Here is a 26,796-nt window from a genome sequence, read left to right on the forward strand (position 1 = left end):
CCTCGTTTATTTAGTTATGTGGTGCTGGGTGGAACGGGTGTTTCGGTACTGCTTCTTGCTGCAAGGAGTGAGTGGAGAGAAGTGAGGAGTGAGCCGAACACCCTCTCTCCACGTCGCCGTCTTGCTCTTCTCACTTCTCACTCCTCACTTCTCTCACCTCAGAACTCGCCTCGATACCAGTTCTGGAGTTTCTTGAACCAGCTGCCCGCCTTGCCCGTAGGCAGCGACGGACGCCGGGGATGTTCAATCTGGCTGCCCATCAGCAGCAGGCCGACGCCGGTGGCATGCACCGGGTTGCCGACCACTTCGCCCAGGCCGGTGACGTGCTGCGGGATGCCGACGCGCACGGGCATCTGCAGCATCTCTTCGGCCAGCTCGACCACGCCTTCCATCTTCGCGGCGCCGCCGGTCAGCACCATGCCGGCGCGCACGCGCTCTTCGAAGCCCGAGCGGCGCAGTTCGGCCTGCACCATCTCGAAGATCTCCTCGTAACGCTGCTGCACGGCCTGCGCGAGCGCGTGACGCGGCAGGCGACGCGGCGGGCGGTCGCCCACGCTGGGCACCTGGATGCTTTCCTCGGCCGTCGCCAGCTGCGCCAGCGCGCACGCGTAGCGCACCTTGATCTGCTCGGCTTCTGGTGTGGGCGTGCGCAGCATGTGCGCGATGTCGTTGGTGACCTGGTCGCCGGCGATCGGCAGCGAGGCCGTGTGGCAGATCGCACCCTGCACGAACACCGCCAGGTCGGTGGTGCCCGCACCCATGTCGACCAACACCACGCCGAGCTCGCGCTCGTCGCTGGTCAGCACCGCCACGCTGGAGGCCAGCGAGGAGAAAATCAGGTCGTCGATCTGCAGGCCGCAACGCTGCACGCACTTGCTGATGTTGGCCGCGGCGGACTGCGCGCAGAACACCAGGTGCGCGTCCACTTCCAAGCGCACGCCGGTCATGCCGACCGGATTGCGGATGCCTTCCTGCGAGTTGTCCAGCTTGTACTCGCGCGGGATCGCGTGGAGGATCTTCTGGTCGGCCGGGATCGCGACGGCCTTCGCCGCTTCCAGCACGCGGTCCAGGTCGCCCCAGGTCACCTCGCCGTCGCGGATAGGCACGATGCCGGGCGAATTGCGGCACTGCACGTGGTTGCCGGAGATCGACGCGTAGACCGAGCGGATCTCGCAACCGGCCATCAGCTCGGCTTCCTCGATCGCGCGCTGGATCGACTGCACGGTGGACTCGATGTCCACGACCACGCCGCGCTTCAGGCCGCGCGACTCGTGCGAGCCGATGCCGATCACCTCGATCGGGTTGCCCGGGGCGTACTCGCCGACCAGCGCCGTCACCTTGGACGTGCCGATATCCAGCCCGACGATCAGCGATTTGTCACCCTTGCGATTCATGTCCTGCCCTGCGAATGACCACCTGCGGCCGCAACCGGCGCAGGCAGCGTTGAAGTGTCCGTATGTGGCGCCCGCGGCGCGTCGCCCCAGCTGAGCGCGAAACCGTTCGTGTAGCGCAGATCCGCGCGCAGCAGCGGCTGCGCCTGCGCGGCCAGCAACTGCGGCAGCATCCGCGCGAAGCGGCCCAGGCGCGGGCGCGCATCGGTGCGGCCCACCACCACCTCGGTGCCGTTGCCGAGCAGCAGCGACCAGCTGCCGCGGGCGTCCATCACCAGCGTGGTGACGTCCAGGCCCATCGGTGCGAACAGCTGCCGCGATTCGTTGTACAGCGCCGTCACTTCCTGCACCTGCGAGTCCGGCCCGCCGAGTTGCGGCAGGTCCAGCATCGCCAGTTCCTTCGGCATCGGGAACAGGCGACCGTGTTCGGACAACAGCTTGTCCTTGCCCCAGCGCGCGAACGGCTTGTGCTCGATCACGCGGATCTCCAGCACATCCGGCCAGCGCTTGCGCACTTCGGCACGCTCGACCCACGGCAGGCGTTCGACGGCGTGCTTGGCATCGTCGAGGCGCACCGCGAAGAAGCCGCGCTTGGCGTGCGGCAGCACGACCTCGCGCAACTGCGCCGCGTCCACGCGCGCGAATTCACCCTGCACGCGCAGCTTGCTCAGCGGCCAGCGGTCCGCACCGATCCAACCGTTCACGACGGCCACGACCGGCAGCGCCACCAGGGCCAGCGCGAGCAACCAGGCGAGGATGCGCAGGGCGGCGTTCATCAGCCCGCCACCTCCGGCACCGTCTGCTCGAGGATGCGCCAGCACAGCGCTTCGAAACCGATCCCGATCTTCGCCGCCGCCTTCGGCACCAGCGAATGGCTGGTCATGCCGGGCGCCGTGTTGACTTCCATCAGCATGAAGCGGCCGTCGGCGTGGCGCATGACATCCACGCGGCCCCAGCCGCTGCAGCCGGCCGCGCGGAAGCCCGCCAGCGCCAGCGCACGGATCGCCGCTTCGTCGCCGGCATCGTCCAGGCCGGGGCACAAGTATTGCGTGTCATCGGCGATGTACTTGGCGTGGTAGTCGTACCAGTCGCCGGCCGGCACGATGCGTACCGACGGCAGGGCCACGTCGCCGAGGATGCCCACGGTGAATTCGCCGCCGGTCAGCATTTGCTCGGCCAGCAGCTCGCCGGTGTAGGTAGTGGCGAAGGCCTGCGCCGGCGCCAGGTCCTCCTCGCCCATCAAGCGGAACACACCGACGCTGGAGCCCTCGGCGGACGGCTTCACGAACACCGGGAAGCCGAGCTTGCGCGCCGCGGCAGCGAGATCGCTGCCAGCGGGAATGCGCTCGAAGCGCGCGGTGGGCAAGCCCGCGGCTTCCCACACCTGCTTGGTGCGGATCTTGTCCATCGTCAGCGCCGAGCCGAGCACGCCGGGGCCGGTGTACGGCACGCCCAACGATTGCAGCAGGCCCTGCAGAACGCCGTTCTCGCCATCGCCGCCATGCAGGATGTTGAAGACGCGATCGACCTTGCCGGCACGGATCGCCTCGACCAGCGCGGGAATGCCATCCACCGCGAACGCCTGTACGCCGCGCGCCAGCAGCGCGTCGAGCACGTTCTGGCCGGAATTCAGCGATACCTCGCGCTCGCTGGAAACGCCGCCCAGCAGCACGGCCACGCGCCCGAAGCGGGCCGGGTCGTCGAAGCGCGGCGGCGGTACGGCGATGGCGGTCATGCGCCCTCCCGTCGATTGAAGCCGTGCGACGCGATGTGCTGCGACATGTGGCCGATGTCGCCGGCGCCCATCAGCAACAGCAGGTCGCCATCCTGCAGGACGTCGGGCAGCACATCGGCCAGCTCCGCGACCTGGCTGACGACCACCGGCTCGTTGCGGCCGCGCGCACGGATCGCACGCGCCAGCGACTTGGAATCGGCGCCCGCGATCGGCTGCTCGCCCGCAGGGTAGACCTCGCTCAACACCAGGGCATCGGCTTCCGACAGCACGGCGGCGAACGCGTCGAACTGGTCGCGCGTGCGGCTGTAGCGGTGCGGCTGGAAGGCCACCACCAGGCGCTTGTGCGGCCAGCCACCGCGTGCGGCGGCGAACACGGCCGCCAGTTCCTTCGGATGATGGCCGTAGTCGTCGACCAGTTGCACGCGCGCGCCCTGCGGCGTGGTGATCTCGCCCAGGTCGTTGAAGCGGCGACCGATGCCGGCGAACTTCTCCAGCGCAGCGGCGATGTTTGCCGGCGACACGCCCAACTGCCAGCCCACGGCGGCCGCAGCCAGCGCGTTCTGCACGTTATGGCGGCCCGGCAGCGCCAGACTGACGCGGATGCTGGCGTCTTCGGGCAGGCGCAGGGTGAAGTGCATGCGGCCGCCTTCCTGCTCCACGTCCTCGGCGCGCACGTCGGCGTTCTCGGCGAAGCCGTAGCTCATGACGTGGCGCGGCGTCTCGGCGGCGATGGCCGCGACTTCCGGATCGTCGATGCACAGCACGGCCAACCCGTAGAACGGCAGGCGCTGCAGGAATTCGGCGAATGCCGCCTTCACGCGCTCGAAGTCGTTGCCGTAGTTTTCCAGGTGATCGGCATCGATGTTGGTGACGATGGAGATCAGCGGATTCAGGCGCAGGAAGCTGCCGTCGCTCTCGTCCGCCTCGGCCACCAGCCACTGGCCGTCGCCGAGCTTGGCGTTGGCGCCGGCCGCAAGCAGCTGGCCGCCGATCACGAAGGTCGGGTCCAGTCCGCCTTCGCTCAGGATCGCCGCCGCCAGGCTCGTGGTCGTGGTCTTGCCGTGCGTGCCGGCCACGGCGATGCCGCGACGGAAGCGCATCAGTTCGGCCAGCATCGCCGCGCGCGGCACGATCGGAATGCGCTGGCTGCGCGCCTCCATCAGCTCGGGGTTGTCGTGCTTGATGGCGCTGGAGACCACCACGCAGTCCGTGCCCAGCACGTTGGAGGCGTTATGGCCGCGCATCACGCGCGCACCCAGCGACGCCAGGCGGCGCGTGGCCGCATTGTCGGCATTGTCCGAGCCCGACACCTCATAACCCAGCGTGCACAGCACTTCGGCGATGCCGCTCATGCCGGAGCCGCCGATGCCGACGAAGTGCACTCGGCGGAACGCCTGAGCCAGGTTGCCGGTGTGTTGCAGGCGGCGCTCGCGTGCAGCAGCCATCATCATGCCTGCGTCCTCATTTCAATTGCTTCCTCAAGAATGATGTCGGCGATGCGATCGGCCGCATCGGTCTTGGCCAGCGTGCGCGCAGCCTCGGCCATCGCCAGGCGCGTGGACGCATCGCCTGCCAGCCGGCGCAGCGTGCTCGCCAACGCATCAGCGAGGCCGTCATCCTGCTTCAACAGCAAGGCGGCGCCGCGCTCGACCAGGTATTCGGCGTTGCGCGTCTGGTGGTCGTCCACGGCCTGCGGGAACGGGACCAGCACGCTGCCGACGCCGACGGCGCAAAGTTCGGCCAGCGTGGAGGCGCCAGCGCGGCAGACCACCAGGTCCGCCCACGCATACGCGGCGGCCATATCGGTGATGAAGGCTTCCACGCTCGCGGTGGCACCGGTATCGGCATAGGCCTTGGCGGCTTCGTCGCGCAGCTTCTCGCCGCACTGGTGACGCACGTCGACGCTGCCCGCGGGCAGCGTGGCCAATGCGCGCGGCACGGCCATGTTCAACGCGCGGGCGCCCTGGCTGCCGCCGAGCACCAGCAAGCGTAGCGGGCCTTCGCGGCCGGCCAGGCGAGACGCCGGCGGCGCGACGGTGGCGATCTCTTCGCGCACCGGGTTGCCGACCACCTCCTCGCGGCCCGGGAACGCGCCCGGGAACCCCGACATGATCCGACGCGCCACCTTGGCGAGCATGCGATTGGTGAAACCGGCGGCGCGATTCTGCTCGTGCACCAGCAACGGCGTGCCCATCAGGCGGGCCGCGACGCCACCGGGACCGGATGCGAAGCCACCGAAGCTGACCACCGCGCGCGGCGCGCGACGGCGCAGCACGAAACCCGCGGCGCGGATCGCCCGCAGCACGCGCACCGGCGCGCCCAGCAGGGCCAGCTTGCCCTTGCCGCGCAGGCCGCTGATCGCCAGCGTGTCCAGCTCGATGTCGTGCTGCGGCACCAGGCGCGTTTCCATCGCCCCGTCCGCGCCCAGCCACACGACCGGCACACCACGCGCACGCAGCACCTTGGCCACGGCCAGCGCGGGGAAGATGTGGCCGCCGGTGCCACCAGCCATCACCATCACGGGAGCGGAGGACGTCGCGATCGTCATGCGATCCTCTCGAAGGTCGGCTCGACACGCGAGCGCAGGCGGCTGGTGCCGCGCAGCGTTTCGGACAGCGACGGCGCCGGCTTCGGTGTTGCCGGCGTGGCATCGGCAGGCGTCCGCGTTTCGCCATTCGGCGAGGTCTGCAGCGCTTCGCCGCGCAGCGCGACCTGGCGCTGGGTGCGCTCGAGTTCGTACGACACCCGCAGCAGCAGGCCCATCGCCACGCACGTCATCAGGATGCTGGAGCCGCCCGAGGAGATCAGCGGCAGAGTCAGGCCCTTGGTGGGCAGCAAGCCTAGGTTGACGCCCATCGAGACGAAGCTCTGCATGCCGATCCACAGCGCCACGCCGAAGGCGACATAGCCGGCGAAGTGGCGGCGCATCTCCACGCAGCGCAGGCCGATCACGAAGGCGCGGCCGACCAGCAGCGCATACAGCGCGATCACCAGGCAGACGCCGACGAAGCCGAGTTCCTCGCCGATGACCGAGAAGATGAAGTCGGTATGCACTTCCGGCAGGTAATTGAGCTTGAGCACGGAACCGCCGAGGCCGATGCCTGACCATTCGCCGCGACCGATCGCCATCAGCGCGTTGGTCAGCTGGTAGCCGCTGCCGAACGGATCGGCCCACGGATCGGAGAACGACGTCAGGCGACGCATGCGGTACGGCTCGGCGATGGCGATCACCGCGAGAATCGGCAAGCCGACCAACACCGGGCCGAACATGCGCGGCATGTTCACGCCACCCAGCACCAGCATGCCGGCGGTGATCGCCAACAGCAGCGAGGACGAGCCGAAGTCCGGCTGCATCAGCAGCAACGCGACCAGCACCACCACCACGCCCAGCGGCTTGAGCATTGCTGCCCAGGTCGCGTTGACCTCGTCGCGGAAGCGCACCAGGTAACTGGCCAGCCAGACGATGAAGAACACCTTCACCACTTCTACGACTTGGAAGTTCGAAACGCCCAGGTTGATCCAGCGGTGCGCACCTTTCACGCTGACGCCCAGGCCCGGCACAAACACCATCAGCAACAACACCACGCAGCCCAGCAGCAGCAGATGGTTGCGCGCCTCGATGCTCTTCAGCTCCGTGCGCGTCACCCACCACGCCAGGCCGGCGCCGGCCACCAGGAACATGCCATGGCGGATCAGGTAGTAGAACGGATTGCCGTGCTGGTAGATCGACGCCGATGCGACCATCACCACGCCCAGCGACGCCAGCGCCAGCATGGCGCCGAGCAACCAGGGGTCGAAGCGGCCCCCGATGGCGTCCAGTCGCGTCGCTTGGCGTGGCGTGTCGTTCATCAGCGCACCTTCAACGTGGCCAGGCCGACGAGGACGAGCACGACGGAGATGATCCAGAAGCGCACGATCACGCGCGGCTCGGGCCAGCCCTTCAGTTCGAAGTGGTGGTGGATCGGCGCCATCCGGAACACGCGCTTGCCTGTCAGCTTGAACGAGGCCACCTGGATCATCACCGACAGCGTTTCGATGACGAAGATGCCGCCCATGATCACCAGCACCAGTTCCTGGCGCACGATCACGGCGATCGTGCCGAGGACCGCACCCAGCGCCAGCGCGCCGATATCGCCCATGAACACCATCGCCGGGTAGGTGTTGAACCAGAGGAAACCCAGGCCTGCGCCCGCGATGGCGGCGCAGATGATGGTCAGCTCGCCCGCGCCCGGCACCTGCGGGATCTGCAGATAGTTCGAGAACACCGCATTGCCCGACGCATAGGCGAACACGCCCAGCGCGCAGGCCACCAGCACCGTGGGCATGATCGCCAGGCCGTCCAGGCCGTCGGTCAGGTTGACCGCGTTGGAAAAGCCCACGATCCAGAAGTACGCGATGGCGACGAAGCCGATGCCGGCCAGCGGCAGCGCGATCGACTTGAAGAACGGCACATAGAACGTGGTCGCCGCCGGCACGTCGGCGTACAGGTACAGATACAAGCCGGCGGCCAGGCCGAAGATGGATTGCAGCAGGTACTTCCAGCGCGACTTCAGGCCATTGGGATCGCGGCGGACGATCTTGATCCAGTCGTCGTACCAGCCGATCACGCCGAAGCACACCATGACCAGCAGCACCACCCACACATACTTGTTGCGCAGATCGCCCCACAACAGCACGGAGGCCGCCACGGTGATGAGGATCAGCGCGCCACCCATCGTGGGCGTGCCCGCCTTGGAGAAGTGCGATTGCGGACCGTCCTTGCGGATCGGCTGGCCGCCCTTCAGCTGGCCGAGCTTGCGGATCACCGCCGGGCCCAGCCACAGCGACAGCGCCAGCGATGTCAGCGCAGCGAGGATGCCGCGGAACGTCAGGTAGCCGAACAGGCCGAAGAAGTTCTCCAGGCTCTGCAACCAGCGAGCCAGTTCAAGCAACATGCGGTGTGTCCTCCCCGGTGGACAGCAAGGCGGCGACGATCCGGTCCATCGCGCTGCCGCGCGAGCCCTTGACCAGACAGCGCACGCCGGCCCGCAGCTCGGCGCGCAGGGCGTCGGCCAGCGAGGCGTGATCGTCGAATGGATACGCGCCCTCGCCGAACGCGGCGGCGGCGGCGGCGCTGAGCGGACCCAGCGTGTACAGGCGGCGGATGCCCGCGCTCTTGGCGCGGCGGCCGGCTTCGGCGTGCAGCGCTTCGGCATCGGCGCCCAGCTCGCGCATGTCGCCCAGCACCAACCACCCTTCACCACGCGCCTGCGCGCTGGCTGCCGCGAGCGTGTCGATGGCGGCCATCAGCGAGCCCGGATTCGCGTTGTAGCTGTCGTCGATCACCACCGCACCGCTGGCCAGCGTGCGCGCGACCTGGCGGCCAGCGACGGGCTGCGCGGCGGACAGGCCCTCGGCAATCGTCGCCAGCGACACGCCGCAGGCGATCGCGATGGTGCCCGCGGCCAGCGCGTTCAAGACGTTGTGGCGGCCCGGCAGGTGCAGGCTCACCGGCACTTCGCCATGCGGCGCAACCAGCACGAAGTCAGTCCCGTCGGCGGTCGGGCGCAACGCGCGCGCCGTGATGTCGGCGGTCGCCTCCAGACCGAACCGCAGGATACGGCGGTCCGGCACCCGGCTGGTGAAGTATTCCGCGAAGGCGTCGTCGGCATTGATCACCGCGGTGCCGTCGGCCGGCAACGCTTCGTAGATCGCGCCCTTGGTCTCGGCCACGCCCATCAGCGAACCCATGCGCTCGAGGTGCGCCGCGGCGATGTTGTTCACCAGCGCCACTTCTGGCGTGACGATATCGGTCAGGTAGGCGATGTCGCCGGGCTTGCCAGCGCCCATTTCGTAGACCGAGAAGTCGGCGTCGTCCGGCGCATCGATCACGGCCATCGGCAGGCCGATCTCGTTGTTGCGATTGCCCGGATTGAAGTAGGTGACGCCAGCGCGCTGGAGGATGGCGACGACCAGCGTCTTGACGGTGGTCTTGCCGTTGCTGCCGGTGATCGCGACCGCCTTCTCCACGCGGTCGCGCTGCAGGCCGGCCGCGATCCGCGCCAGCGCCAGCAGGGTGTCGGGCACGACGACCTGCGGCACGTCGACCTTCACTTCATGGTCCACGAGCACGGCGGCAGCGCCACGCATGGAGGCGTCGTAAGCAAAATCGTGGCCGTCGAAACGCTCGCCGCACAGCGCCACGTACAGGCTGCCTGGCACCAACGTGCGCGTATCGTGGGTCAGCGAACCGATCACCAGATCGTCGCCCAGCAGTTCGCCGCCCGCCCAGTGCGCCAGCAGGGAGAGGGGAAGTCGCTTCATGCGCGCTCCTCCAGGGCCTTGCGGGCGACGGCCGTATCGTCGAAGGGGTGTTTCACGCCCTGGATGTCCTGGTAAGGCTCGTGGCCCTTGCCGGCCACCAGCACGATGTCGTCGGCGCCGGCCAGCGCGATGGCGTGGGCGATCGCCAAGCCACGATCGCGCTGCACGGTCGCGGCCTCCGGGCGGGCGAAGCCGGCGAGGATGTCGGCCACGATGCGGTTGCCATCTTCGGTACGCGGATTGTCGTCGGTGACGATGACCACATCCGCCAGTCGTTCGGCGATCTCGGCCATCTGCGGACGCTTGCCCACGTCGCGGTCGCCACCGCAGCCGAACACGCAGACCAGCCGGCCCTGCACGTGGTCGCGCAGGCTGGCCAACGCCTGCTCCAGCGCGTCCGGCGTGTGCGCGTAATCGATCACCACGAGGGGGGCCTTGCCGTCGCCGCCAAGGCGGTTCATGCGGCCATGGATCGGCAACAGGCGCGACAGCGTGCGCGCGATCTCCGAGGGCGTATCGCCCAGGGCATGCAGCGTACCGGCCACTGCCAGCAGGTTGTCTACATTGAAACGGCCCAACAGGCGCGACTGCACCGGCTGCCGCTCCTCGCCGACGACGAGGTCGAAGGCGATGCCGTTGCCGTCCAGGCGCAACGCATCGGCGCGCACCGCGGCCTCATCCTGCCCACGCGAACTCACCCCGACGCGCTGCAGGCCATGCGGCAGGCGGGCGAACAGCTCACGACCGTAGGCGTCGTCGAGGTTGACCACGCCGGCCCTCAGGCCCGTGCGGAAGAACAGCAGCGACTTGGCGGCGCCGTAGCGCTCCATGTCGCCGTGGTAATCCAGGTGGTCGCGGGTGAGGTTGGTGAACACGCCCACGTCGAAGTGCACTGCGTCCACGCGACCCTGGTCGAGCGCGTGCGAGCTGACCTCCATCGCGACGGCCTTGGCGCCGGCATCACGGAACTGCGCCAGCAGCGCATGCATCTGCAGCACCAGCGGCGTGGTGAAACCGGTGGGCACCACTTCGCCGTACATGCCCGCGCCCAGCGTACCGACCGTCGCGCAGCGGACACCGCGCAGATGCCAGGCCTGTGCCAGCAACTGGACCGTCGACGTCTTCCCGTTGGTGCCGGTGACGCCGACCATCTTCATGTCGTGCGACGGCGCCGCGTGGAAGCGGTCCGCCATCGCGCCCATGCGCGCACGCAGACCGGGCACCGGGATCGCATCGCGCGGCGCTTCCAGGCCATCGGGCACGGGCGGTTCGAAAAGCACCGCGCTGGCGCCGTTCTCTTTCGCCTGCGCGGCGAAGTTCAGGCCGTGCGCGCCGAAGCCGGCGATCGCGACGAACGCGTCACCCGGCTGCACGGCCCGGCTGTCCAAGGTCAGGCCGCGCACGACGATGTCGCGCGGCACGTCCATGTCGGGCAGCAGCTCGGCGAGGGCCATCATCCGCCTCATCGCGCAGCTCCTGTCGCCGGCAGCGCGGCGTGGGGTGCGTCGAACCCGGCAGGGTCCAACGCATCCACGGCGTCATCGACGATAGGCGCCGCCGCGACCGTGGCCGCATCGCCTGCTTTCTGCGTGGTCTTGGCCTGCGCGGCCAACCACGTCTCGATGTCGTCCGGCGGGACGTCCATCAGCCGCAGCGTGCCGTCCATCACGTCGTGGAATACTGGCGCGGCGACCAGTCCGCCGAAGTAGCCGCCTTCCTGCGAATCGTTGATCACCACCACGGCCGCAAAGCGCGGATTGCTGGCCGGCACCAGACCGGCGAAGAACGAGGCATAGCGTCCCTTCGCGTAGCCGCCGCCGGACGCGATGCGGGCGGTGCCGGTCTTGCCGGCGACGCGGTAGCCCAGCACGCCCGCGCGTTTGGCGCCGCCCTGGGTGACCACCGTCTCCATCATGCCGACGACTTCGCGCGCGATCGCCGGGTCCAACACCTGCGGCGCCTCACTGCGTTGGCCTTTCACGAACGTCGGCGTCACCAGCCTGCCGCCATTGCCCAGCGCGGCGTACGCGCGCGCGATCTGCAGCGGCGTCACCGCCAGGCCGTAGCCGTACGACATGGTCGCCTTCTGCAGGCCATTCCAGCGGTCCGGCGGCACCAGCATGCCGGCCGATTCGCCCGGGAAGCCGCTGCCCGGCTTTTCGCCGTAGCCGAAGCTGTGGATGCTGTCGTAGAAGTAGGTGTTCTGCAGCTTTTCGGCGATCTTGATCGAGCCGATGTTCGAACTCTTGGTGATGACGCCGGTGACGGTCAGCACGCCGTTGTTCCGGGGCACGTCGCGGATGGTGTAGCGGCTGTTCAACGCCAAGTAGCCGGGATTCGTGTTGATCAGCGTGGACGGCGTCACCACGCCCGCCTTCAATGCCGTGGACACGGTCAGCGGTTTCATCGTCGAACCCGGCTCGATCATGTCGGTCAGCGCGCGGTTGCGGCGCGCGTCTGGCTTCACCCGCTCGATCGCGTTCGGGTTGTAGGTCGGCAGGTTGACCATCGCCAGCACTTCGCCGGTGGCCACGTCCATGATGACGATCGAGCCGCTGCTGGCCTGGTGCTCGAGCAACGCGTTGCGCAATTCGCGGTGCGCGAGGTACTGGATGCGCCGGTCGATGCTGAGCGTCAGGTCCTTGCCCGGCTGCGCGGAGCGGATCAGGTCGACGTTCTCGACGATGCGGCCGCGGTTGTCGCGGATCACCTTCTGCGCGCCCGGCGTGCCGCTCAGCCACTCGTCGAAGGCCAGCTCCAGCCCTTCCTGGCCGCGGTCGTCGATGTTGGTGAAGCCCAGCACGTGGGCCATCGCCGGCCCCTGCGGATAGAAACGACGGAACTCGCGCTGCGAGAACACGCCGGGAATCTTGTGCGCGAGGATCTTCTGCGCCTCGTCCGGATTGATCCGGCGCTTGAGGTACAGGAATTCCTTGTCGGCCTTCTGCGACAGACGGTTGGTCAAGTGGTCGAGCGGCACGCCCAGCGCCTGCGCCAGTTCCGGCAGGCGGTCGGGCGCCTTCAACAACTCCTGCGGATTGCCCCACACCGATTCCACTGGCGACGACACCGCCACCGGCTCGCCGTTGCGGTCGGTGATCATGCCGCGCGAGGTCGGGATCGGGATCTCGCGCAGGAAGCGCGCATCGCCCTGGCGCTGGTAGAAGTCGTGGTTGATCAGCTGCACGTACGCCGCACGCCCGACCAGGCTGATCGAGCACAGACCCATCGCGCCCAGCACCAGGGCCAGGCGACCACGCAGATTGAAGCGGGCGCGGTTGCGATTCTTGCTCGGTGCGGCGTTCATGGGCGCACCACCACGATGTCGGCCGCTTCCGGCGACTTCATGCCCAGGCGCACGCGCGCGATCTGGTCGATGCGGGTGGCTTCGGCCACGGTCGCCTGTTCCAGCTGCAGACGGCCGAATTCGACGTTGAGCTCGTCGCGCGCGCGCTCCAGGCGCGTCACTTCGTCGAACAACACGCGGTGGCGGTGGCGTGCATACACCACCCCGATCGCCGACGCGATGTTGGCCACCATCAGGACCGCGATCAGGAAGCGCGTCATGCCGCGGCCTCCAGCTTCTCGGCCACGCGCAGCACCGCACTGCGGGCGCGCGGATTGGAAGACACCTCGTCGGGCTCGCCCTTCTGCCCGCTGCCGATGGCACGCAGCGTGGGGACGAACTCGACGGCAACGGGCAGGCGGCGATTGGCCGGCGGTGCCTTGGCGTGCTTGTTGATGAACTGCTTGACGATGCGGTCTTCCAGCGAGTGGAAGCTGATCACGGCCAGCCGCCCCCCGACCTTCAGTCGCGCCAGCGCGGCATCGAGACCGGCTTCCAGATCCGCCAGTTCGCGGTTGATGTGGATGCGGATGCCCTGGAAGCTGCGGGTGGCCGGATGGATCTTCTCGCCGCGTGGCATCACCGACGCGATCACCGCGGCCAGGTCTGCGGTGCGGGTGAACGGCTGGGTGGCGCGGCGGGCCACGATGGCACGCGCGATGCGGCGGCTCTGCTTCTCTTCACCGTAGGTCCACAGCACGTCGGCGATCTCGCGCTCGTCGGCACGTGCGATCCAATCTGCGGCGCTTTCGCCGGACTCCGGGTCCATGCGCATGTCCAGCGGACCATCCTTGCCGAAGCTGAAACCACGCTCGGCGACGTCCAGCTGCGGCGAGGACACGCCCAGGTCGAGCAACACGCCATCCAGGCCGGCGGCGGTTTCGTCCCATTGCGCCAGGGCCGCGAAGCTGCCACGGAAGATCGACACGCGCGCATCGGCTGCGAACGTCTGTTCGGCATGCGCGATCGCTTCGGGATCCTTGTCCATCAACAGCAGCCGGCCTCCCGGGCCGAGTCGTTGCAGCACGCCGCGCGCGTGGCCTCCGCGCCCGAAGGTGCCGTCCAGGTAAGTTCCGTCCTCTTTCACCTGCAGCCCTTCCATGACCTGCGTGTACAACACCGGCAAGTGCAGCGCTGGGAGGTGACCGGCCGGCGCGGACTGCCGCTTGCCGTCACCCTTGCTCACAAGCGCAGCTCGAGCATGTGTGCGCTCAGATCATCGTCGGTGAGGGTCTGACGGATCTGCGCGTGGTGTGCCTGCTCGCTCCAGAGCTCGAACTTCTCGCCCATGCCCAGCAGCACGGCCTTCTTCTCGATGCCGACCGCACTACGGTGGCTGGCGGGGATGCTGATGCGACCGTTGCTGTCCAGCTCCACGGGGGAGGCCGCACCGATCAGCTTCAATTGCAGGCTGCGGTGGGCGCGCTGGGTGCTGGGCAGCTTGTTGACGTCGTCGCGGACGCGCTGCCAGACCTTCTCGGGGTACAGGTACAGGCTGCCGGCTTCGAACGGGTTGTAGGTGATCACCAGGCGGTTGCCGCAATCGCGCGCGACGACGTCGCGGTACGCGGTGGGCACCGCGAGCCGTCCCTTGTCGTCCACTGTGATGGCGGTCTCACCTTGAAACACAACCCCTGCCCTTCGATCTGCCGCTGGACGGTCATTGAACCACGAAAAACCACTAAAACCCCGGTTTTCCCTCCGTTGCCCACCTTAGCACCGCGCACAGGGTTGTCAACAGGAAACGGGAGGAGAAATCGCTTGGCGGATCAATGGCTTGCGGCAAACTTCAGAGACTTGTTCAAGCCTTATCCACAAGTCACTGTTTCGTCTTAAATTTTGAGATTGGGCGATGATTCAGTGAGGTGACCGTGGCTTCACGCCGGGTACCGCACAGCGGGCGTTCCCGCGCTGGAAGTGCGCAGATCGGGGGTCCAGAATCGGGGCATGTGCCTGGTCGCCCTCGCCTGGAATGTCCACCCCCGCTGGCGGCTCGTGCTGGCCGGCAATCGGGACGAGTTCCATGCCCGCCCCACTGCCGCCCTGGCGGCCTGGGAATCGCCGCCTAGCATCCTGGCCGGCCGCGACCTGCAGTCCGGGGGCACCTGGGCCGGCACCGACCGTCAAGGCCGTGTGGCGGTGGTGACCAACGTGCGCGACCCGGCCATCGTCGTCCCCGGTGCGCCTTCGCGCGGCCAGCTCGCGACCGGATTCCTGACCTCACCCGATGGGGCCGACCATCGCAGTGCCGGCCTGCTGGTGGCGGCGGAGTCCTTCGCCCCCTTCAACCTGGTGCTGGCCGACGCGACAACCTGCGAGTACCTCAGCAACTACCCCACGCCGCGCCGCATTCCGCTGGCGCCGGGCGTGCACGCGCTTTCCAATGGCGACCTCGACGAGCCCTGGCCGAAGACCGTCGCGCTGAAAAAGCGGCTGGCTGCCTGGATCGCGGCCGGCGACGAGGACGTGGCGCTGCTATGGACGGCGTTGGCCGACGAAACACCTGCACCCGACGAGCAGCTGCCGGATACCGGCGTGGGGCTCGACCTCGAACGCCGACTCTCTCCCGCCTTCATCCGCGATGCGCGCTACGGCACCCGCGCCAGCACGCTCATCGCGATCGACCACCATGGCCATGGTTGGATCAGCGAGCGCCGCTTCGGGCCGGAAGGCGTATTCGAAGGCGAGACGACGTTACGGATCGGAGTCGGCGGGTAGCCAGCGCTATCGAATCTGCAGGCCCGCGGTCGCGACTTACGTCGCTCCTACAGGTGTTCCCACACTAACCGCCTTCATCACAGCCCCCTGAGTCAGGGGGCGGCGAGCGCACCGCGCGAGCGGGGGTGTGGCAGCGAAGGCCTGGGGCCCAAAGTTCGCACTGCGAACTTTGGGAGCTTCAACGCGCTTCGCGTTGAAGCTGGCGGCGGAGCCGGCCGGTAAGCCGGGTTCTGTCGTGGACAGTCATTCCTCTAGGCGCAACGTCACCGTTACGCTCAAGCAACCTACCCGGAGACACTGCGGGCCGCAGCATAGCCTCCCTATTTGGTCTTGCTCCCGGTGGGGTTTGCCGTGCCGGTCCGTTACCGGACTCGCGGTGCGCTCTTACCGCACCATTTCACCCTTACCCGCATCCCGAAGGACCGCTGGCGGTATCTTTCTGTTGCACTTTCCGTCGGCTCGCGCCGCCCAGGCGTTACCTGGCACCGTGCCCTGTGGAGCCCGGACTTTCCTCGGCATCCATCGTGACTAGCACGATCGATGACGCGACTGTCTGGCCGGCTCCGCCACGTGCATTGTCGCACAACGGCCACACAGCTAACCCGATAGCCAGGCGGACGCGGCACCGCAAAGGCCCAACACCAGTACCACCCGCCACGGCGCCCACTTCGCCCACATCAGCATCGCCATGCCCACTGCAATCCACGCCACGTCGCACCAGTCGCGCACGGCCGTGGTCCAGAGCGGGTCATGGAGTGCGGCCAGCAACAGTCCCACCACCACCGCATTGACCCCGGCCACCGCAGCCTGCACGCCACGCTGCCTGCGCAAGCGCGACCAGAACGGCAACACGCCCACGATCAGCAGGAAGGAAGGCAGGAAAATGGCAAGCAGGCACACCATCGCGCCCAGCCCGCCACCCGGCCCCTCGGACATGGCGGTCCCCAGGAAAGCAGAGAACGCGAACAACGGCCCCGGCAATGCCTGGGCCGCGCCATAACCGGCAAGGAAGTCATCCGCACCGATCCAGCCTGGCGCCACCACTTCCGCCTGCAGCAACGGCAGTACGACATGGCCGCCGCCAAAAACCAGCGCACCGGTACGATAGAACGCATCGAAGACCTGCACGGCCGGCACCATGGAATGCTGCGCCACCCACGGCAGCAGCAATAGCAGGATCAGGAAAGCCGCCAGCAGCACCACGCCGGTGCGCGCGGACAGCGACACCGTCATGCCGCCGGCTTCAGTGGGATCGGGGGCGCGTCGCAACAACAGGCCCAGCAATGCGCCGACTGCAATCAGCACCCACTGCACGCCTGCGTGCTGCGACCACACGACGATGGCCGCGGTGGCCACGGCCATGAGCACGCGCGGCGAATCGACACAGAACAGGCGACCCATGGCCCATACCGCTTGAGCCACCACGGCGACCGCGACCCACTTCAAGCCGTGCAGCGAGTCGGCAGGCAATGCGCTGCCCCAATGCATGAGTCCAAGCGCGAACAGCACCATCAACACCGCGGAGGGCAAGGTGAAACCGCACCATGCCGCGACCGCGCCGCGGATGCCTGCTTGCGACAATCCAATGGCCATGCCTACCTGGCTGCTGGCCGGACCGGGCAGGAACTGGCAAAGCGCGACAAGTTCAGCGTATGCGCTGTCGGTCAGCCACTGGCGTCGCGTCACGAACTCGTCGCGAAAATAACCGAGATGGGCGACGGGGCCCCCGAATGAAACCAGCCCCAGCCCAAGGAATACGCGAAAGACCGTCCAGGCACTGGCACGTTGTCGCGGCTCCCCTGCCGTCATCCCTTGCATGAGCATCAATCCCATCGCTTCTGCCCGTAAAGCGCCTTCCTCGACACCCCGATGATTCAAGCCAGCGCTGCTGCACTATCGAGGACTTCCATCGGAAGCGGCCCGGACGCGAGGATGAAATCGTTGTAGGCGCGCGCATCAAACCGCGACCCGAGGCGCTGCCGCGTCTTCTCGCGCGTCGCCAGTATCTGCTGCTTGCCGACCATGAAACTGCACGCCTGCCCCGGGTAGACGCAATAGCGGTCGATCTCGCGCTCGGCGGCGTCGCGGTGCTCGCCGGCGTTTGCCACCATCCAGTCGATGGCTTGCTGGCGGGTCCAGCGCGCGTGGTGGAGGCCGGTGTCGACAACGACGCGGCAGGCACGGAACAGCTGGCCCTGCAGGTAGCCGATGCGCCCGAACGGATCGCCTTCGAATGCACCGATCTCGTCGGCCAGTTGTTCGGCATACAGCGCCCAGCCTTCGGTCCAGGCCGAGAAGCGCACCGTTCGCCGGAACAGGGACAGTCCGCCTGCGTCGCTCAGGACGCTGTCCTGGAAATGGTGACCGGGTATCCCTTCGTGATGCAGCAGCGTCGGGATGCGCCACAGCGCGTTCTCCGCGACCGAGCGCAGGTTGAGGTAGATGATCGAAGGTTCGGCGGGATCACTGCTGGCGCTGTAGAAGGCACCCGGCGCGCCGTCCTGGATCGCGGGCGAGATGCGCCGCACCTCGACCGGTCGATCCGGCGTTGCGTGGAAACCCCGCGGTAGCAGGCCCTTGATCCGATCCAGGTGTGCACTGGCGTAGTCGATGATCGCCTGGCGTCCCGCTTCCGTATCCGGCTTGAGGTAGCGCGGGTCACGGTCCAGGGCGGCCATGCGCTCACCCACCGATCCCCCGGTCAGACCCTGCGCACGCAGCAGGCCATCGATTTCGGCCGACAGTTCCGCCACCCACGTCAGGCCGAGTTGGTGCAGCTCACCTGGCGCATAGCGGGCGGTGGTGTTGGAACGCAGTGCCGAGGCGTAGTACGCCTCGCCATCCGGCTTGGCCCAGATGCCTGCACGATCGTCTGCGCGCGGCAGCAAGGCCGCGAGCGCGTCGTACTGGCGTTGCAGGGTTGGAGCGATTCGCTCGATGAAGATCGCCGAAGCGCGACGGTCCAGAGTGGCAATCCCGGCATCGCGCGCACGCGCGAGCGCCGACGTCGTCAGTGCATTGCCGGTCGGCGCCGCATCGCGCAAGGTCGCGAGCTGCTTCAGGGTCTTGGCCAGAATGAAATCCGGGGGGATGACACCCAGGCCTGCGTCGTGGCGGATCTGTTCGGTCTCCTGGTCCAAGGCCACGGCGAACTGGCCCAGCCTGTCCAGATAGCGGTCGGCATCCGCCGCGTCCTTCATGGACGAGCGTCCGCCGATACTGTCTGGCAGCCAGAAGTAGGCGCCGTTCATCTGGCTGACGACATAGGGGCTGGGGCGCAGGTTGATGTCTGAAAAGCCGTAGCGCCCGTACTGGTCCGCCATGGCTTCGTACACGAAGCGGGCGGTGTCGTAGTCCAGGGCCGCGGCGACCGAAAGTGCGGCACGGTCGATCCCTTGCAGTTCGTCCAGGCGCGTCACCGTGGCCTGCCGGTGACGCGCGCGCGCGGCAAGCGAATAGTCGGCCAGTCGATCCGGCCCGCCCTCTTCCTCTCGCAGGGCCTGCGCATGGCGTTCCAGCAGGTTCGCCAGACGAGCGTCTTCGGCGCCCGCATCCGCCGCGGCCCTCGAGACCGGGTCCAGCGAAGCTGCCACGCATACGCCCAGGGGCCACGTCATGCCGAGCGCGGCAGCGCCGAGCAGGAGTTCACGGCGACGCATCAGGTACTCCTTGAAGAAGGGATGTCCGCAACCTGCACGGGGCAAGGCATCGGAACGGGCAATGAGGGCACCTTGGTATCTCCCGGCAGGAAGCGCTCACCCATGACCTACTGCGCCCGGTCCGACATCAGCCAGCGGTCGATCTTGGCTTCCAGCACATCCAGCGGCAGGGCACCGGTGTCCAGTACCTGGTCGTGGAAACGCCGGATGTCGAAATCCGGACCCAGGTGTTCGGTCGCGCGGCGGCGCAGTTCCTGCAACTTCAGCTCGCCCACTTTGTACGCGCAGGCCTGGCCCGGGTTGGTGATGTAGCGGTCGATCTCGACCGCCACGTCGCGCGGCGCCATCGAGGTGTTGGCCAGCATGTAGTCGATCGCGCGTTGGCGGTCCCACTGCAAGGCATGGATCCCGGTGTCGACCACCAGGCGCACGGCGCGCAGCATTTCCATGTCCAGGTGGCCGAACCATTGGTAGGGATCGTTGAACATGCCCAGTTCCTGGCCCAGGGACTCGGCATACAGGCCCCAGCCTTCGGTGTAGGCGGTGGCCGGCACCTGGCCGAAACGCAGCAGGTCCGGTAGGGTTTCGTCTTCCTGGACCAGTGAGATCTGGTAGTGGTGGCCCGGCACACCCTCGTGCAGTTGCAAGGTCTCCAGGGTCGGGATGGGGCGCGTATTCAACATGGCCATGTTGAAGTAGAGGACGCCGGGCTCTGAAGCATCCGGCGGACCGGCGCGGTAATAGCCCGTGCCCCGCTGGTCCCCAAGCGCCGGAAGCGGACGCAGCTCGAATGCGGCACGCGGACGACGCGAGAACAGGTCCGGCATCCGCTCCCAGACTTTTGTTTCGATGCGCTCGAAGTGGTCGATGAGGTCTTTCGGCTCGGAATAGTAGAACTGCGGCCCGGTGCGGACGTATTCGAAGAACGCCGGCAGGTCGCCGTCGAAGCCAGTCGCCTGACGCGCCTGTTCCATCGCGGCGCGGATCCTGGCGACTTCGGCGACGCCGAGCTGGTGGATCTGCTGCGCGCTCATCCTGGTGGTGGTGTGCTGGACCAGCAGGGACGCATAGACCCGATCGCCGTCCTTCATGGCCCACAGGCCTGCGCCCTCGGTGGCGCCCGGCAGATAGCGGTCGCGCAGGAACGTGCGCCAGCGCGCGTAGGCGGGCGTGGCGCGACCTTCGATGGCCCGGCGATACGCGGCCTCCAGGCGGGTGCGGTCTGCGGTTCCGATGGCATCAGGGAAACGCGTGACCGGGGAGTAGAAGGGGTTCTCTTCGACCGGCAGCTTGAGGAAGGCCTCGACCTGCCCCAGGACGTTGTTCACGACCACCTTGGGCTGGTGGTAGCCCCGGACCATTCCCTGCTCCAGGCGATCGACCGTACTGTCCATGTACCCGACGAAGCCCTCCAGCTGGGCCAGCCCCCGTTCGTAGTCTTCGACCGTCTTGAAGCGGACGCCCGACAGGTAGTCCGGGAACTCGACGTGCAGGCCGAAGGAGGCGTTCAGCGGCACCAGGTTGCGGATCGCATGGATGCCGCTGTCGATGTCGCCGAGCGCCTGCTCGGCCTGGTAGCGGAACGCGTCGTAGGCAATCTGGTCCTTTTCGGCCAGGGAGGCGCGGTCTATGCCGGCCAGGCCCGACAGTTCGGCACGCTTGTTCGTCGCCAGCTGCCGGGCAAAGGCCTCGCTCTGGGGGTCGACGAAAACGGCCCCCGTCGGAAGCAGGCCGCGCTCGGCGAGACGCAGGGGATACAGCGCGTCATCGGCCTTCTGGCTCTCCGCCACCAGCACGCCGAAACGCTCACGGGCGTCCGGCGGGGTCCACGCGATCGCAGCGGGCGATGCCGCCACAACAATCAACATCGCAACGGCCGCCATGAGCTGTTCACGCACTCTCATCTTCATCCCCTTTCATGCAAGGCCCGCCGACACGGCCCACTATCGCCCGCCATACAACTCCTTTCTCGGCGCACCGGTGATCTCGGCAGCGAGCTTGGCGGCCGCCGACGGCGGCAGATGCGCGTTCAGCAGCGCATAGACGCGGCGTCCCTCGACCAGGCGCGCCTCCATGTCGTCGCCGGCGCCACGCACCATGACGACAAATTCGCCCTTCCGCTGGTTGTCGTCGGCGTCGACCTTCGCCTGCAGCTCGGCCAGGGTGCCGTCGAGGACGGTTTCGAACAGCTTGGTCAGTTCGCGTGCCAGCACCGCCGGCCGGTCGTCGCCGAATGCGGCGCGCATGTCCGCCAGCGACTCGCCGATGCGGTGCGAGGATTCGTAGAACACCAGCGTGCGGGTTTCGCCTGCCAGGCGCTGCAATTGCTCGCGCCGCGCAGACGCCTTGGCCGGCAGGAAGCCTTCGAACGTGAACCGATCGCTCGGCAGCCCCGCCACGCTGAGCGCGGCGATGGCGGCGCAGGCGCCCGGTAGCGGGCTCACCTTGATGCCGGCCGCGCGCGCCGCGCGCACCAGGCGGAACCCGGGATCGCTGACCAACGGCGTGCCTGCGTCGCTGACCAGCGCCAGCGATTCGCCCGCCGCCAGCCGCTCCACCACGCGCTGCGCCAGTGCATCCTCGTTGTGTTCATGCAGCGCGACCAGCGGCGTGGACACGCCAAAATGGGCCAGCAGCTGACCACTGCGACGGGTGTCCTCGGCGCAGATGGCCGCCACCGTGCGCAGCACGTCCAGGGCACGCGGGGTCAGGTCGCCAAGATTGCCGATGGGGGTGGCGACGATGAACAGGGTTCCGGCGGGCATTCCAGTGGGGCTCCTTGGCTGAGGGTAGAATCGTAGCCGGTTCCCCTGCCCGAACACCGACAATGCCCATGGACCTGCACGTTGCCCGCACGATTTCCCTTCGCGTGCGCCTAGGACGGACCCTTGTCGCAACGGCATTGGCGCTGGGCCTGGCCAGTTGCGCCACCACCCCCGGCACCGGTCCGGTCACGTCAAGCGCGCGCGTCTCGCCCGCGTTTGCCAGCGCCGCCACGCTGGCGCGCCAGGACGGCGCGCTCAGCGGCCAGGCGCGCAGCGACAACGCGCGCGAAATCGACCGCCTGCTCAGCACGCTTGATGACGCCACCCTCGCCCGCGATGCCGCGTCGCTGCCCGCCGGCGATCCGCTGTACAACTTCGCCGGCCGTGCGCTGCAGCGTCGCGGCCTGCCGCTGCCGCGTCCGTTTGATCGTGGCGCGCAGTGGCATTTCGATGCCGGTAACCGCCCCGCCGCGGATGTGGACGGCTATCGCCCGCCGATGAAGCTGGCCGTGCTGCTGCCGCTCTCGGGCAATCTGGCCACGGCTGCCGCGCCGGTGCGCGATGGCCTGCTCGCCGGCTATTACGGCGAGCGTCGCCGTCGCCCGGACATCCAGTTCTACGACACCACCGGCACCGCCGCCGGCGCGACGGCAGCCTATGCACGCGCGGCGGCGGAAGGGGCGGATTTCGTGGTCGGCCCGCTCGGTCGCGATGAAGTGAGCGCCCTGTTCCAGCAGCCCAACCTGGCCGTGCCGATGCTGGTGCTCAACCGCGGCACCGTGGCGCCCCCCGATGGCAAGGCCGGCTTCTCGCTGGCGCCGGAAGACGACGGCATCGCCGCCGCCGAGTACACGCTGTCGCGCGAACGCAAGACGGCGCTGATCATCGAAGGCAGCGACGACAACGGCCGGCGTGCGTCGCAGGCGTTCCGCGAGCGCTTCGCCGAACGTGGCGGCAAAGTCGCGCGCGTGATCAGCGTGCCCGAAACGCCGGGGGACCTGTCCGCTCCGCTCGCCGCCGCCGCGCAGGAAGGCGTGGACGCGGTGTTCCTGGCCGTGCGCGGCAGCACCGCGCGCAGCCTCACGCCGCAGCTCGCGCTCGCGGGGCTGGGCGGCAGGACCCGCGTGGGTACGTCGCAGCTGACCTCGGGGACGGGCAAGCCTGGCGACGACGCGGCGCTCGACGGCATCGTGTTCCCCACCGAAACCTGGACCTCGCGCGGCCTGTCCGCGCTGCCGGCCGCCAGCGTCACCGGCGAGCGCGTGCCCACGGCGCGCGGTCCGGCCGCTCGCCTGTTCGCATTCGGCTACGACGCCTGGCTGCTGACGGCCTATCTGGAAAAGCTCGCGCTGGGCGCCAACACCGAGCTCCGCGGCGCGACCGGTCGCCTGCAGCTCGATGGCTTCGGCAACGTCGTGCGTGCGCCGTCCTGGTCGACCTTCAGTGGCGGCCAGGCCGTGCCCGTCGCCGATGGCGGCTGACCGCCGTGCGAACGGACGCACGGCCGAAGCCGCGGCCCGCACCCTGCTGCTGAAGGCCGGCCTTACCGAGATCGCCGCCAACGCGGCGTATCGCGGTGGCGAGATTGACCTGGTGATGCGCGATAGCACCGGCACCGTGGTGTTCGTCGAAGTGCGCTTCCGCCGTTCGCGCGCGTTCGGCGGTGGCGCCGCCTCCGTGGACGCCGGCAAGCGTCGCCGCATCGTGCACGCGGCGCAGCGCTTCCTGCAGGATCATCCCACTTACGCCGAGGCGCCTTGCCGCTTCGATGTCATCGACGCCGATGGCGATCCCGCCGCGCCACGGCTGGACTGGATCCGCGACGCCTTCCGCGCAGACGACGTCTGACGCCCTTACAGGCCTGCGGAAAGCGCAAGCTCCCGCGCGACCGCACCCCGCCGCGGCAGGCTCGTCCGCGCCGTTTCGCGCAGACGCACGGCCAAGGCCGCCGCGGCGGCGCGTAGTTCGGGGACCGCCGTGATTTCCCACGATTGCCCTCGCAGCAGCGGCCCGAGGCAGAACAGCCTGCGCACGGTGTCACCGTTGCGGTCGCGCACTTGCAGGTCGTCGCCCGCGTCCACGCCCAATCCATGCGGGTCCGCCCCGAGCAGACCGGCCTCGTAGAGGTGCGAGACCAGCGGATGGGTGCTGCGCGCGATTTCGGTATCCAGACCGGTCGCGCGGATGACGTAGTCGTACTGCTCGACATCGACGCGGTCCTGTCCGCGTCCCCGCAGCAACACTTCCGCCCCTTGGGTACGCAGGCCCGCACGCAGCAGCCGCGCAGCCCGCACCTGCAACCGGCCACTGTCCTGCAGTGAGGCGAGCGTTGCCGCCACGCGCGGCGCGATGCGATGGCGCGCAGCTTCCCAATAGGCACGGACATGGCGCAGGAAACGTGCGCGCTCCGCGTGCGGCAGGCTGCGCCAGAACGGCGGCGTGTGCGACCGCAACGCATCCACCGCCGCGCGCCAATCCGGCGCCACGTGCACCACCGAGCGCACCGCTGACAGCAGCGTGCGCACGCTGCGGCCACGCAGCGCGTGCTGCACGCTGGGCGGCAGTTCGATCGCGGCGCACGGCAGCTCGGCATGCGCCTGCGGCAGTCGGCCATGGCGGGAAATCGCAACCAGCGCGCCGCGATGGCCGCGTGCGGCGAGCGTGGCCACCACGTCGACCATCGTCAGGCCGGTACCGACGATGAGCACCCGCGCATCGGGGGGAATGCGATCCAGCGCCGCGTCCTGCCAGGGCCATCCGATGTAGCGCGCGCTTTGCGCCAGGCGCGGACCGACGCCCGCCAACCGCTGCGGCGGCAGCGCGCCCACGGCGAGCACCACGCGATCGCTGGCGAAGTAGCCGCCGTCATCCAGGTGCACACGAAAACCTTCGCCTACGCGGCTCACGGCGACGGCTTCCTGTCGCAACAGCGACAGATTCGAGGCCGTTTCGTTGGCTTCGCGCAGGCGCTCGGCCAGATAGTCGCCATACGCCAGGCGTGGCAGGAATTCCTCCCTTCCCCGCGTGCCCAGGCTCAACCAACGTGCGAAGCCGGCCGCATCGTCCGGGTGCGCGCCGAGCTGGCCGGCGCGCACGTTCAGCAGGTGCTCCGGCCGCGCTTCGCCGTAGGCGACGCCGCGCGCGAACGTCTCATCGACGCCGACGAGGCAGACATCCGGCGCGCCCGGGGCCGATGAAGCGAGCAACGTCGCCAGGGTGCTACCACTGAAACCCGCTCCCACGATGGTGATGCGCATGAGGTGTCTCCGGTCGACTGGGCCGGCGATTTCTAACAGGCGGCTTCCCGGGGGATGTAAGGAATCGGTTAGCGCATCGCTGCGGCAACGTGCGGTACATTGATGAATCACGCGCAGACGTTGATTTACCGGGCCTGGCGCTTGGCCTGGCACCTTCATGGCTATCTGCCATCAGCACATGCCCTCGCCGCATCAAGGCAGGACGTCACGCGGCGAATCCGTAGAATGCACGCATGGATGCAACGCTGCCCCCCGACTTGCACGCTGCGATGTGGGCCCGCCTCGGCGAGGGCTGGCTGACCGGCGAAGCGTGCCGTCCGTTTGGCGGCGACGATTCGCGTCGTTGGGCAATGCCCTCGGCCGTCGCGTTGCCGCGCACGCGCGACGATGTGGTCGCCCTCGTGCGCGCCTGCCGCGAGCATCGGGTGCCGATCGTCGCGCGCGGCGCCGGCACCGGAACTACCGGGGCTGCCGTGCCTACGCTGGGCGGCGTAGTGGTGTCGTTCGCGCGCATGAACCGCATCATTGAAGTACGCACGGCGGATCGCTGCGTGGTGGTGGAGCCGGGCGTGCTCAATGGCGAACTGCAGCACGCGTTGATGCCGCACGGCCTGTTCTGGCCACCGGATCCGTCCAGCGCCGACCTGTGCAGCGTGGGCGGCAACCTCGCCACCAATGCCGGTGGCCCCCGCGCGGTGAAGTACGGCACCGCGCGCGACAACGTGCTCGGCCTGGTGGCCGTCACCGGTGCCGGCGACCTGATCCGCTGCGGCGGCGCCTACACCAAGGACGCCACCGGCTACGACCTCACACATCTGATCGTCGGCAGCGAGGGCACACTGGCGCTGGTCGTCGAAGCGACCCTGAAGCTGGCGCCGCGCCCGCGCGCGCAGGCGGGTCTGCGCGTGCTGTATCGCGATGCCGCGACGGCGGCGAGTGCGGTGTCGCGGATCATGGCGCGACCGGCGACGCCGACGATGCTGGAATTCATGGACCGCAGCGCCATCGCGCTGATCCGCCGAAACGGCAGCGACGTGCCCGACGCGGGCGCGATGCTGCTGGTCGAAGCCGATGGCGACGACGACACCCTGCCCTATGCCCTGCAGGCACTCGCCGAGGCGGCGGAAGGCGACGGGATGATCGCACTGGATGTCGCCGCCGACGGCAGCGCGCGCGACCGGCTGTGGGCGGCGCGCCGTGCGTTGTCGCCGGCGCTGCGCACGATCAAGCCCGGCAAGATCAACGAAGACGTGGTGGTGCCGGTGTCGCGCATCCCCGACCTGGTGGCCGGCATGGAGGCGCTCGCGGCGGAAGTAGCGTTGCCCATCGTCGTCTTCGGCCATGCCGGCAACGGGAACCTGCACGTCAACCTCATGTACGACGACGGCGATGCCGCTGAAACCGCGCGCGCGCATGCCGCTCTGCCGCGCGTGTTCGCCCAGGTACTCGCACTCGGCGGCACGCTGTCCGGCGAACACGGCATCGGCCTGAGCAAGCGCGACTTCATGGCTGATGCGTTTTCGCCAGCAACGCTGGCGACGATGCGCGCCATCAAGGCGGCCCTCGACCCGGACGGTATCCTCAATCCGGGCAAGGTGCTGCCGCCCTGACAGCGCGCGATT

21 protein-coding genes, 1 other RNA gene and 1 pseudogene are annotated in these 26,796 nt (G+C 68.4%); 4 read left to right on the forward strand and 19 right to left on the reverse strand.

Going from position 1 to position 26,796, the window contains the following annotated elements; all coding sequences use genetic code 11:
• Nucleotides 1–158: 158 nt before the first annotated feature.
• The 13 genes from ftsA to mraZ are packed head-to-tail and all read right to left on the reverse strand — an operon-like array spanning nt 159 to nt 14,404.
• Complete coding sequence (ftsA, locus tag AC23D6_RS15700; protein ID WP_055940270.1) at nt 159–1,394, reverse strand: cell division protein FtsA; 1,236 nt, start codon at nt 1,392–1,394, stop codon at nt 159–161.
• Nucleotides 1,391–2,167, reverse strand: coding sequence for a cell division protein FtsQ/DivIB (locus AC23D6_RS15705; protein WP_487750146.1), 777 nt, complete (start codon nt 2,165–2,167; stop codon nt 1,391–1,393). Before AC23D6_RS15705 ends, ftsA begins: the two co-directional genes overlap by 4 nt.
• Nucleotides 2,167–3,126, reverse strand: a complete 960-nt coding sequence (locus AC23D6_RS15710; protein WP_487750147.1) for a D-alanine--D-alanine ligase — start codon at nt 3,124–3,126, stop codon at nt 2,167–2,169. The genes AC23D6_RS15705 and AC23D6_RS15710 overlap by 1 nt, the downstream gene beginning before the upstream one ends.
• Entirely contained in the window at nt 3,123–4,574 is a 1,452-nt protein-coding gene (murC, locus tag AC23D6_RS15715; protein ID WP_487752660.1) for a UDP-N-acetylmuramate--L-alanine ligase, read from the reverse strand. The genes AC23D6_RS15710 and murC overlap by 4 nt, the downstream gene beginning before the upstream one ends.
• Nucleotides 4,574–5,644 carry an undecaprenyldiphospho-muramoylpentapeptide beta-N-acetylglucosaminyltransferase gene (gene murG, locus AC23D6_RS15720; RefSeq protein ID WP_487752661.1) on the reverse strand — a complete coding sequence of 357 codons (1,071 nt, stop codon included), beginning with the start codon at nt 5,642–5,644 and terminating at the stop codon, nt 4,574–4,576. Before murG ends, murC begins: the two co-directional genes overlap by 1 nt.
• Nucleotides 5,645–5,670: 26 nt before the next feature.
• A complete protein-coding gene (gene ftsW, locus AC23D6_RS15725; RefSeq protein WP_487750148.1) occupies nt 5,671–6,975 on the reverse strand; it encodes a putative lipid II flippase FtsW in 1,305 nt (434 codons plus the stop codon).
• Nucleotides 6,975–8,060, reverse strand: coding sequence for a phospho-N-acetylmuramoyl-pentapeptide-transferase (mraY, locus tag AC23D6_RS15730; RefSeq protein WP_487750149.1), 1,086 nt, complete (start codon nt 8,058–8,060; stop codon nt 6,975–6,977). The genes ftsW and mraY overlap by 1 nt, the downstream gene beginning before the upstream one ends.
• Nucleotides 8,050–9,429 carry a UDP-N-acetylmuramoyl-tripeptide--D-alanyl-D-alanine ligase gene (locus AC23D6_RS15735; RefSeq protein ID WP_487750150.1) on the reverse strand — a complete coding sequence of 460 codons (1,380 nt, stop codon included), beginning with the start codon at nt 9,427–9,429 and terminating at the stop codon, nt 8,050–8,052. The genes mraY and AC23D6_RS15735 overlap by 11 nt, the downstream gene beginning before the upstream one ends.
• Nucleotides 9,426–10,895 carry a UDP-N-acetylmuramoyl-L-alanyl-D-glutamate--2,6-diaminopimelate ligase gene (locus AC23D6_RS15740; protein WP_487750151.1) on the reverse strand — a complete coding sequence of 490 codons (1,470 nt, stop codon included), beginning with the start codon at nt 10,893–10,895 and terminating at the stop codon, nt 9,426–9,428. The genes AC23D6_RS15735 and AC23D6_RS15740 overlap by 4 nt, the downstream gene beginning before the upstream one ends.
• Nucleotides 10,892–12,736 (reverse strand): peptidoglycan D,D-transpeptidase FtsI family protein, encoded by a 1,845-nt coding sequence (locus AC23D6_RS15745; RefSeq protein ID WP_487750152.1) that lies wholly within the window; start codon nt 12,734–12,736, stop codon nt 10,892–10,894. Before AC23D6_RS15745 ends, AC23D6_RS15740 begins: the two co-directional genes overlap by 4 nt.
• A complete protein-coding gene (gene ftsL, locus AC23D6_RS15750) occupies nt 12,733–12,996 on the reverse strand; it encodes a cell division protein FtsL (protein ID WP_487750153.1) in 264 nt (87 codons plus the stop codon). Before ftsL ends, AC23D6_RS15745 begins: the two co-directional genes overlap by 4 nt.
• The gene (gene rsmH / locus AC23D6_RS15755; RefSeq protein ID WP_487750154.1) at nt 12,993–13,961 is read right to left on the reverse strand and encodes a 16S rRNA (cytosine(1402)-N(4))-methyltransferase RsmH; all 969 of its coding nucleotides are present in this window, start codon (nt 13,959–13,961) and stop codon (nt 12,993–12,995) included. The genes ftsL and rsmH overlap by 4 nt, the downstream gene beginning before the upstream one ends.
• On the reverse strand, nt 13,958–14,404 hold the full coding sequence (gene mraZ / locus AC23D6_RS15760; protein ID WP_487750155.1) for a division/cell wall cluster transcriptional repressor MraZ: 447 nt from the start codon (nt 14,402–14,404) through the stop codon (nt 13,958–13,960). Before mraZ ends, rsmH begins: the two co-directional genes overlap by 4 nt.
• A gap of 318 nt (nt 14,405–14,722) precedes the next feature.
• Here mraZ and AC23D6_RS15765 point away from each other — a divergent pair, with 318 nt between their 5' ends.
• Nucleotides 14,723–15,493, forward strand: coding sequence for an NRDE family protein (locus AC23D6_RS15765; protein WP_487750156.1), 771 nt, complete (start codon nt 14,723–14,725; stop codon nt 15,491–15,493).
• Nucleotides 15,494–15,696: 203 nt separating this feature from the next.
• On the opposite strand, the gene rnpB is transcribed toward AC23D6_RS15765, so the two are convergent.
• The 5 genes from rnpB to rsmI all read right to left on the reverse strand — a co-directional run bounded on the left by rnpB (nt 15,697) and on the right by rsmI (nt 21,917).
• Nucleotides 15,697–16,058: RNase P RNA component class A (gene rnpB, locus AC23D6_RS15770), an RNA gene on the reverse strand.
• A gap of 32 nt (nt 16,059–16,090) precedes the next feature.
• Complete coding sequence (gene chrA, locus AC23D6_RS15775; protein ID WP_487750157.1) at nt 16,091–17,326, reverse strand: chromate efflux transporter; 1,236 nt, start codon at nt 17,324–17,326, stop codon at nt 16,091–16,093.
• A 41-nt stretch (nt 17,327–17,367) separates the two neighbouring features.
• A complete protein-coding gene (locus AC23D6_RS15780; protein ID WP_487750158.1) occupies nt 17,368–19,152 on the reverse strand; it encodes a DUF885 domain-containing protein in 1,785 nt (594 codons plus the stop codon).
• Between the two features lie 107 nt (nt 19,153–19,259).
• Nucleotides 19,260–21,050: a DUF885 domain-containing protein gene (locus AC23D6_RS15785; protein WP_487750159.1), complete on the reverse strand. Its 1,791-nt coding sequence runs from the start codon at nt 21,048–21,050 to the stop codon at nt 19,260–19,262.
• 45 nt (nt 21,051–21,095) lie between these two features.
• On the reverse strand, nt 21,096–21,917 hold the full coding sequence (gene rsmI, locus AC23D6_RS15790) for a 16S rRNA (cytidine(1402)-2'-O)-methyltransferase (protein ID WP_487750160.1): 822 nt from the start codon (nt 21,915–21,917) through the stop codon (nt 21,096–21,098).
• 215 nt (nt 21,918–22,132) lie between these two features.
• Between rsmI and AC23D6_RS15795 the strand changes: the two are divergent.
• Together AC23D6_RS15795 and AC23D6_RS15800 are read left to right on the forward strand one after the other, a co-directional pair.
• A pseudogene (locus AC23D6_RS15795) lies at nt 22,133–23,398 on the forward strand (penicillin-binding protein activator); the annotation flags it as partial.
• Nucleotides 23,388–23,765 carry a YraN family protein gene (locus AC23D6_RS15800; RefSeq protein WP_487750161.1) on the forward strand — a complete coding sequence of 126 codons (378 nt, stop codon included), beginning with the start codon at nt 23,388–23,390 and terminating at the stop codon, nt 23,763–23,765. The pseudogene AC23D6_RS15795 and the gene AC23D6_RS15800, both read left to right, overlap by 11 nt.
• Before the next feature lie 5 nt (nt 23,766–23,770).
• On the opposite strand, the gene AC23D6_RS15805 is transcribed toward AC23D6_RS15800, so the two are convergent.
• Nucleotides 23,771–25,174, reverse strand: coding sequence for an FAD/NAD(P)-binding protein (locus AC23D6_RS15805; protein WP_487750162.1), 1,404 nt, complete (start codon nt 25,172–25,174; stop codon nt 23,771–23,773).
• A 233-nt stretch (nt 25,175–25,407) separates the two neighbouring features.
• On the opposite strand from AC23D6_RS15805, the gene AC23D6_RS15810 reads away from it, so the two are divergent.
• Complete coding sequence (locus AC23D6_RS15810; protein WP_487750163.1) at nt 25,408–26,784, forward strand: FAD-binding oxidoreductase; 1,377 nt, start codon at nt 25,408–25,410, stop codon at nt 26,782–26,784.
• The last annotated feature ends 12 nt before the right edge of the window (nt 26,785–26,796 follow it).

This window comes from Pseudoxanthomonas sp. G3 (genome assembly GCF_057654715.1).

Coding starts and splice junctions, on each gene's coding strand:
- ftsA (WP_055940270.1), bottom strand. CDS start 1,394: ATGAATCGCAAGGGTGACAAATCGCTGATCGTCGGGCTGGATATCGGC.
- AC23D6_RS15705 (WP_487750146.1), bottom strand. CDS start 2,167: ATGAACGCCGCCCTGCGCATCCTCGCCTGGTTGCTCGCGCTGGCCCTG.
- AC23D6_RS15710 (WP_487750147.1), bottom strand. CDS start 3,126: ATGACCGCCATCGCCGTACCGCCGCCGCGCTTCGACGACCCGGCCCGC.
- murC (WP_487752660.1), bottom strand. CDS start 4,574: ATGATGGCTGCTGCACGCGAGCGCCGCCTGCAACACACCGGCAACCTG.
- murG (WP_487752661.1), bottom strand. CDS start 5,644: ATGGTGATGGCTGGTGGCACCGGCGGCCACATCTTCCCCGCGCTGGCC.
- ftsW (WP_487750148.1), bottom strand. CDS start 6,975: ATGAACGACACGCCACGCCAAGCGACGCGACTGGACGCCATCGGGGGC.
- mraY (WP_487750149.1), bottom strand. CDS start 8,060: ATGTTGCTTGAACTGGCTCGCTGGTTGCAGAGCCTGGAGAACTTCTTC.
- AC23D6_RS15735 (WP_487750150.1), bottom strand. CDS start 9,429: ATGAAGCGACTTCCCCTCTCCCTGCTGGCGCACTGGGCGGGCGGCGAA.
- AC23D6_RS15740 (WP_487750151.1), bottom strand. CDS start 10,895: ATGAGGCGGATGATGGCCCTCGCCGAGCTGCTGCCCGACATGGACGTG.
- AC23D6_RS15745 (WP_487750152.1), bottom strand. CDS start 12,736: ATGAACGCCGCACCGAGCAAGAATCGCAACCGCGCCCGCTTCAATCTG.
- ftsL (WP_487750153.1), bottom strand. CDS start 12,996: ATGACGCGCTTCCTGATCGCGGTCCTGATGGTGGCCAACATCGCGTCG.
- AC23D6_RS15765 (WP_487750156.1), top strand. CDS start 14,723: ATGTGCCTGGTCGCCCTCGCCTGGAATGTCCACCCCCGCTGGCGGCTC.
- chrA (WP_487750157.1), bottom strand. CDS start 17,326: ATGGGATTGATGCTCATGCAAGGGATGACGGCAGGGGAGCCGCGACAA.
- AC23D6_RS15780 (WP_487750158.1), bottom strand. CDS start 19,152: ATGCGTCGCCGTGAACTCCTGCTCGGCGCTGCCGCGCTCGGCATGACG.
- rsmI (WP_487750160.1), bottom strand. CDS start 21,917: ATGCCCGCCGGAACCCTGTTCATCGTCGCCACCCCCATCGGCAATCTT.
- AC23D6_RS15800 (WP_487750161.1), top strand. CDS start 23,388: ATGGCGGCTGACCGCCGTGCGAACGGACGCACGGCCGAAGCCGCGGCC.
- AC23D6_RS15805 (WP_487750162.1), bottom strand. CDS start 25,174: ATGCGCATCACCATCGTGGGAGCGGGTTTCAGTGGTAGCACCCTGGCG.
- AC23D6_RS15810 (WP_487750163.1), top strand. CDS start 25,408: ATGGATGCAACGCTGCCCCCCGACTTGCACGCTGCGATGTGGGCCCGC.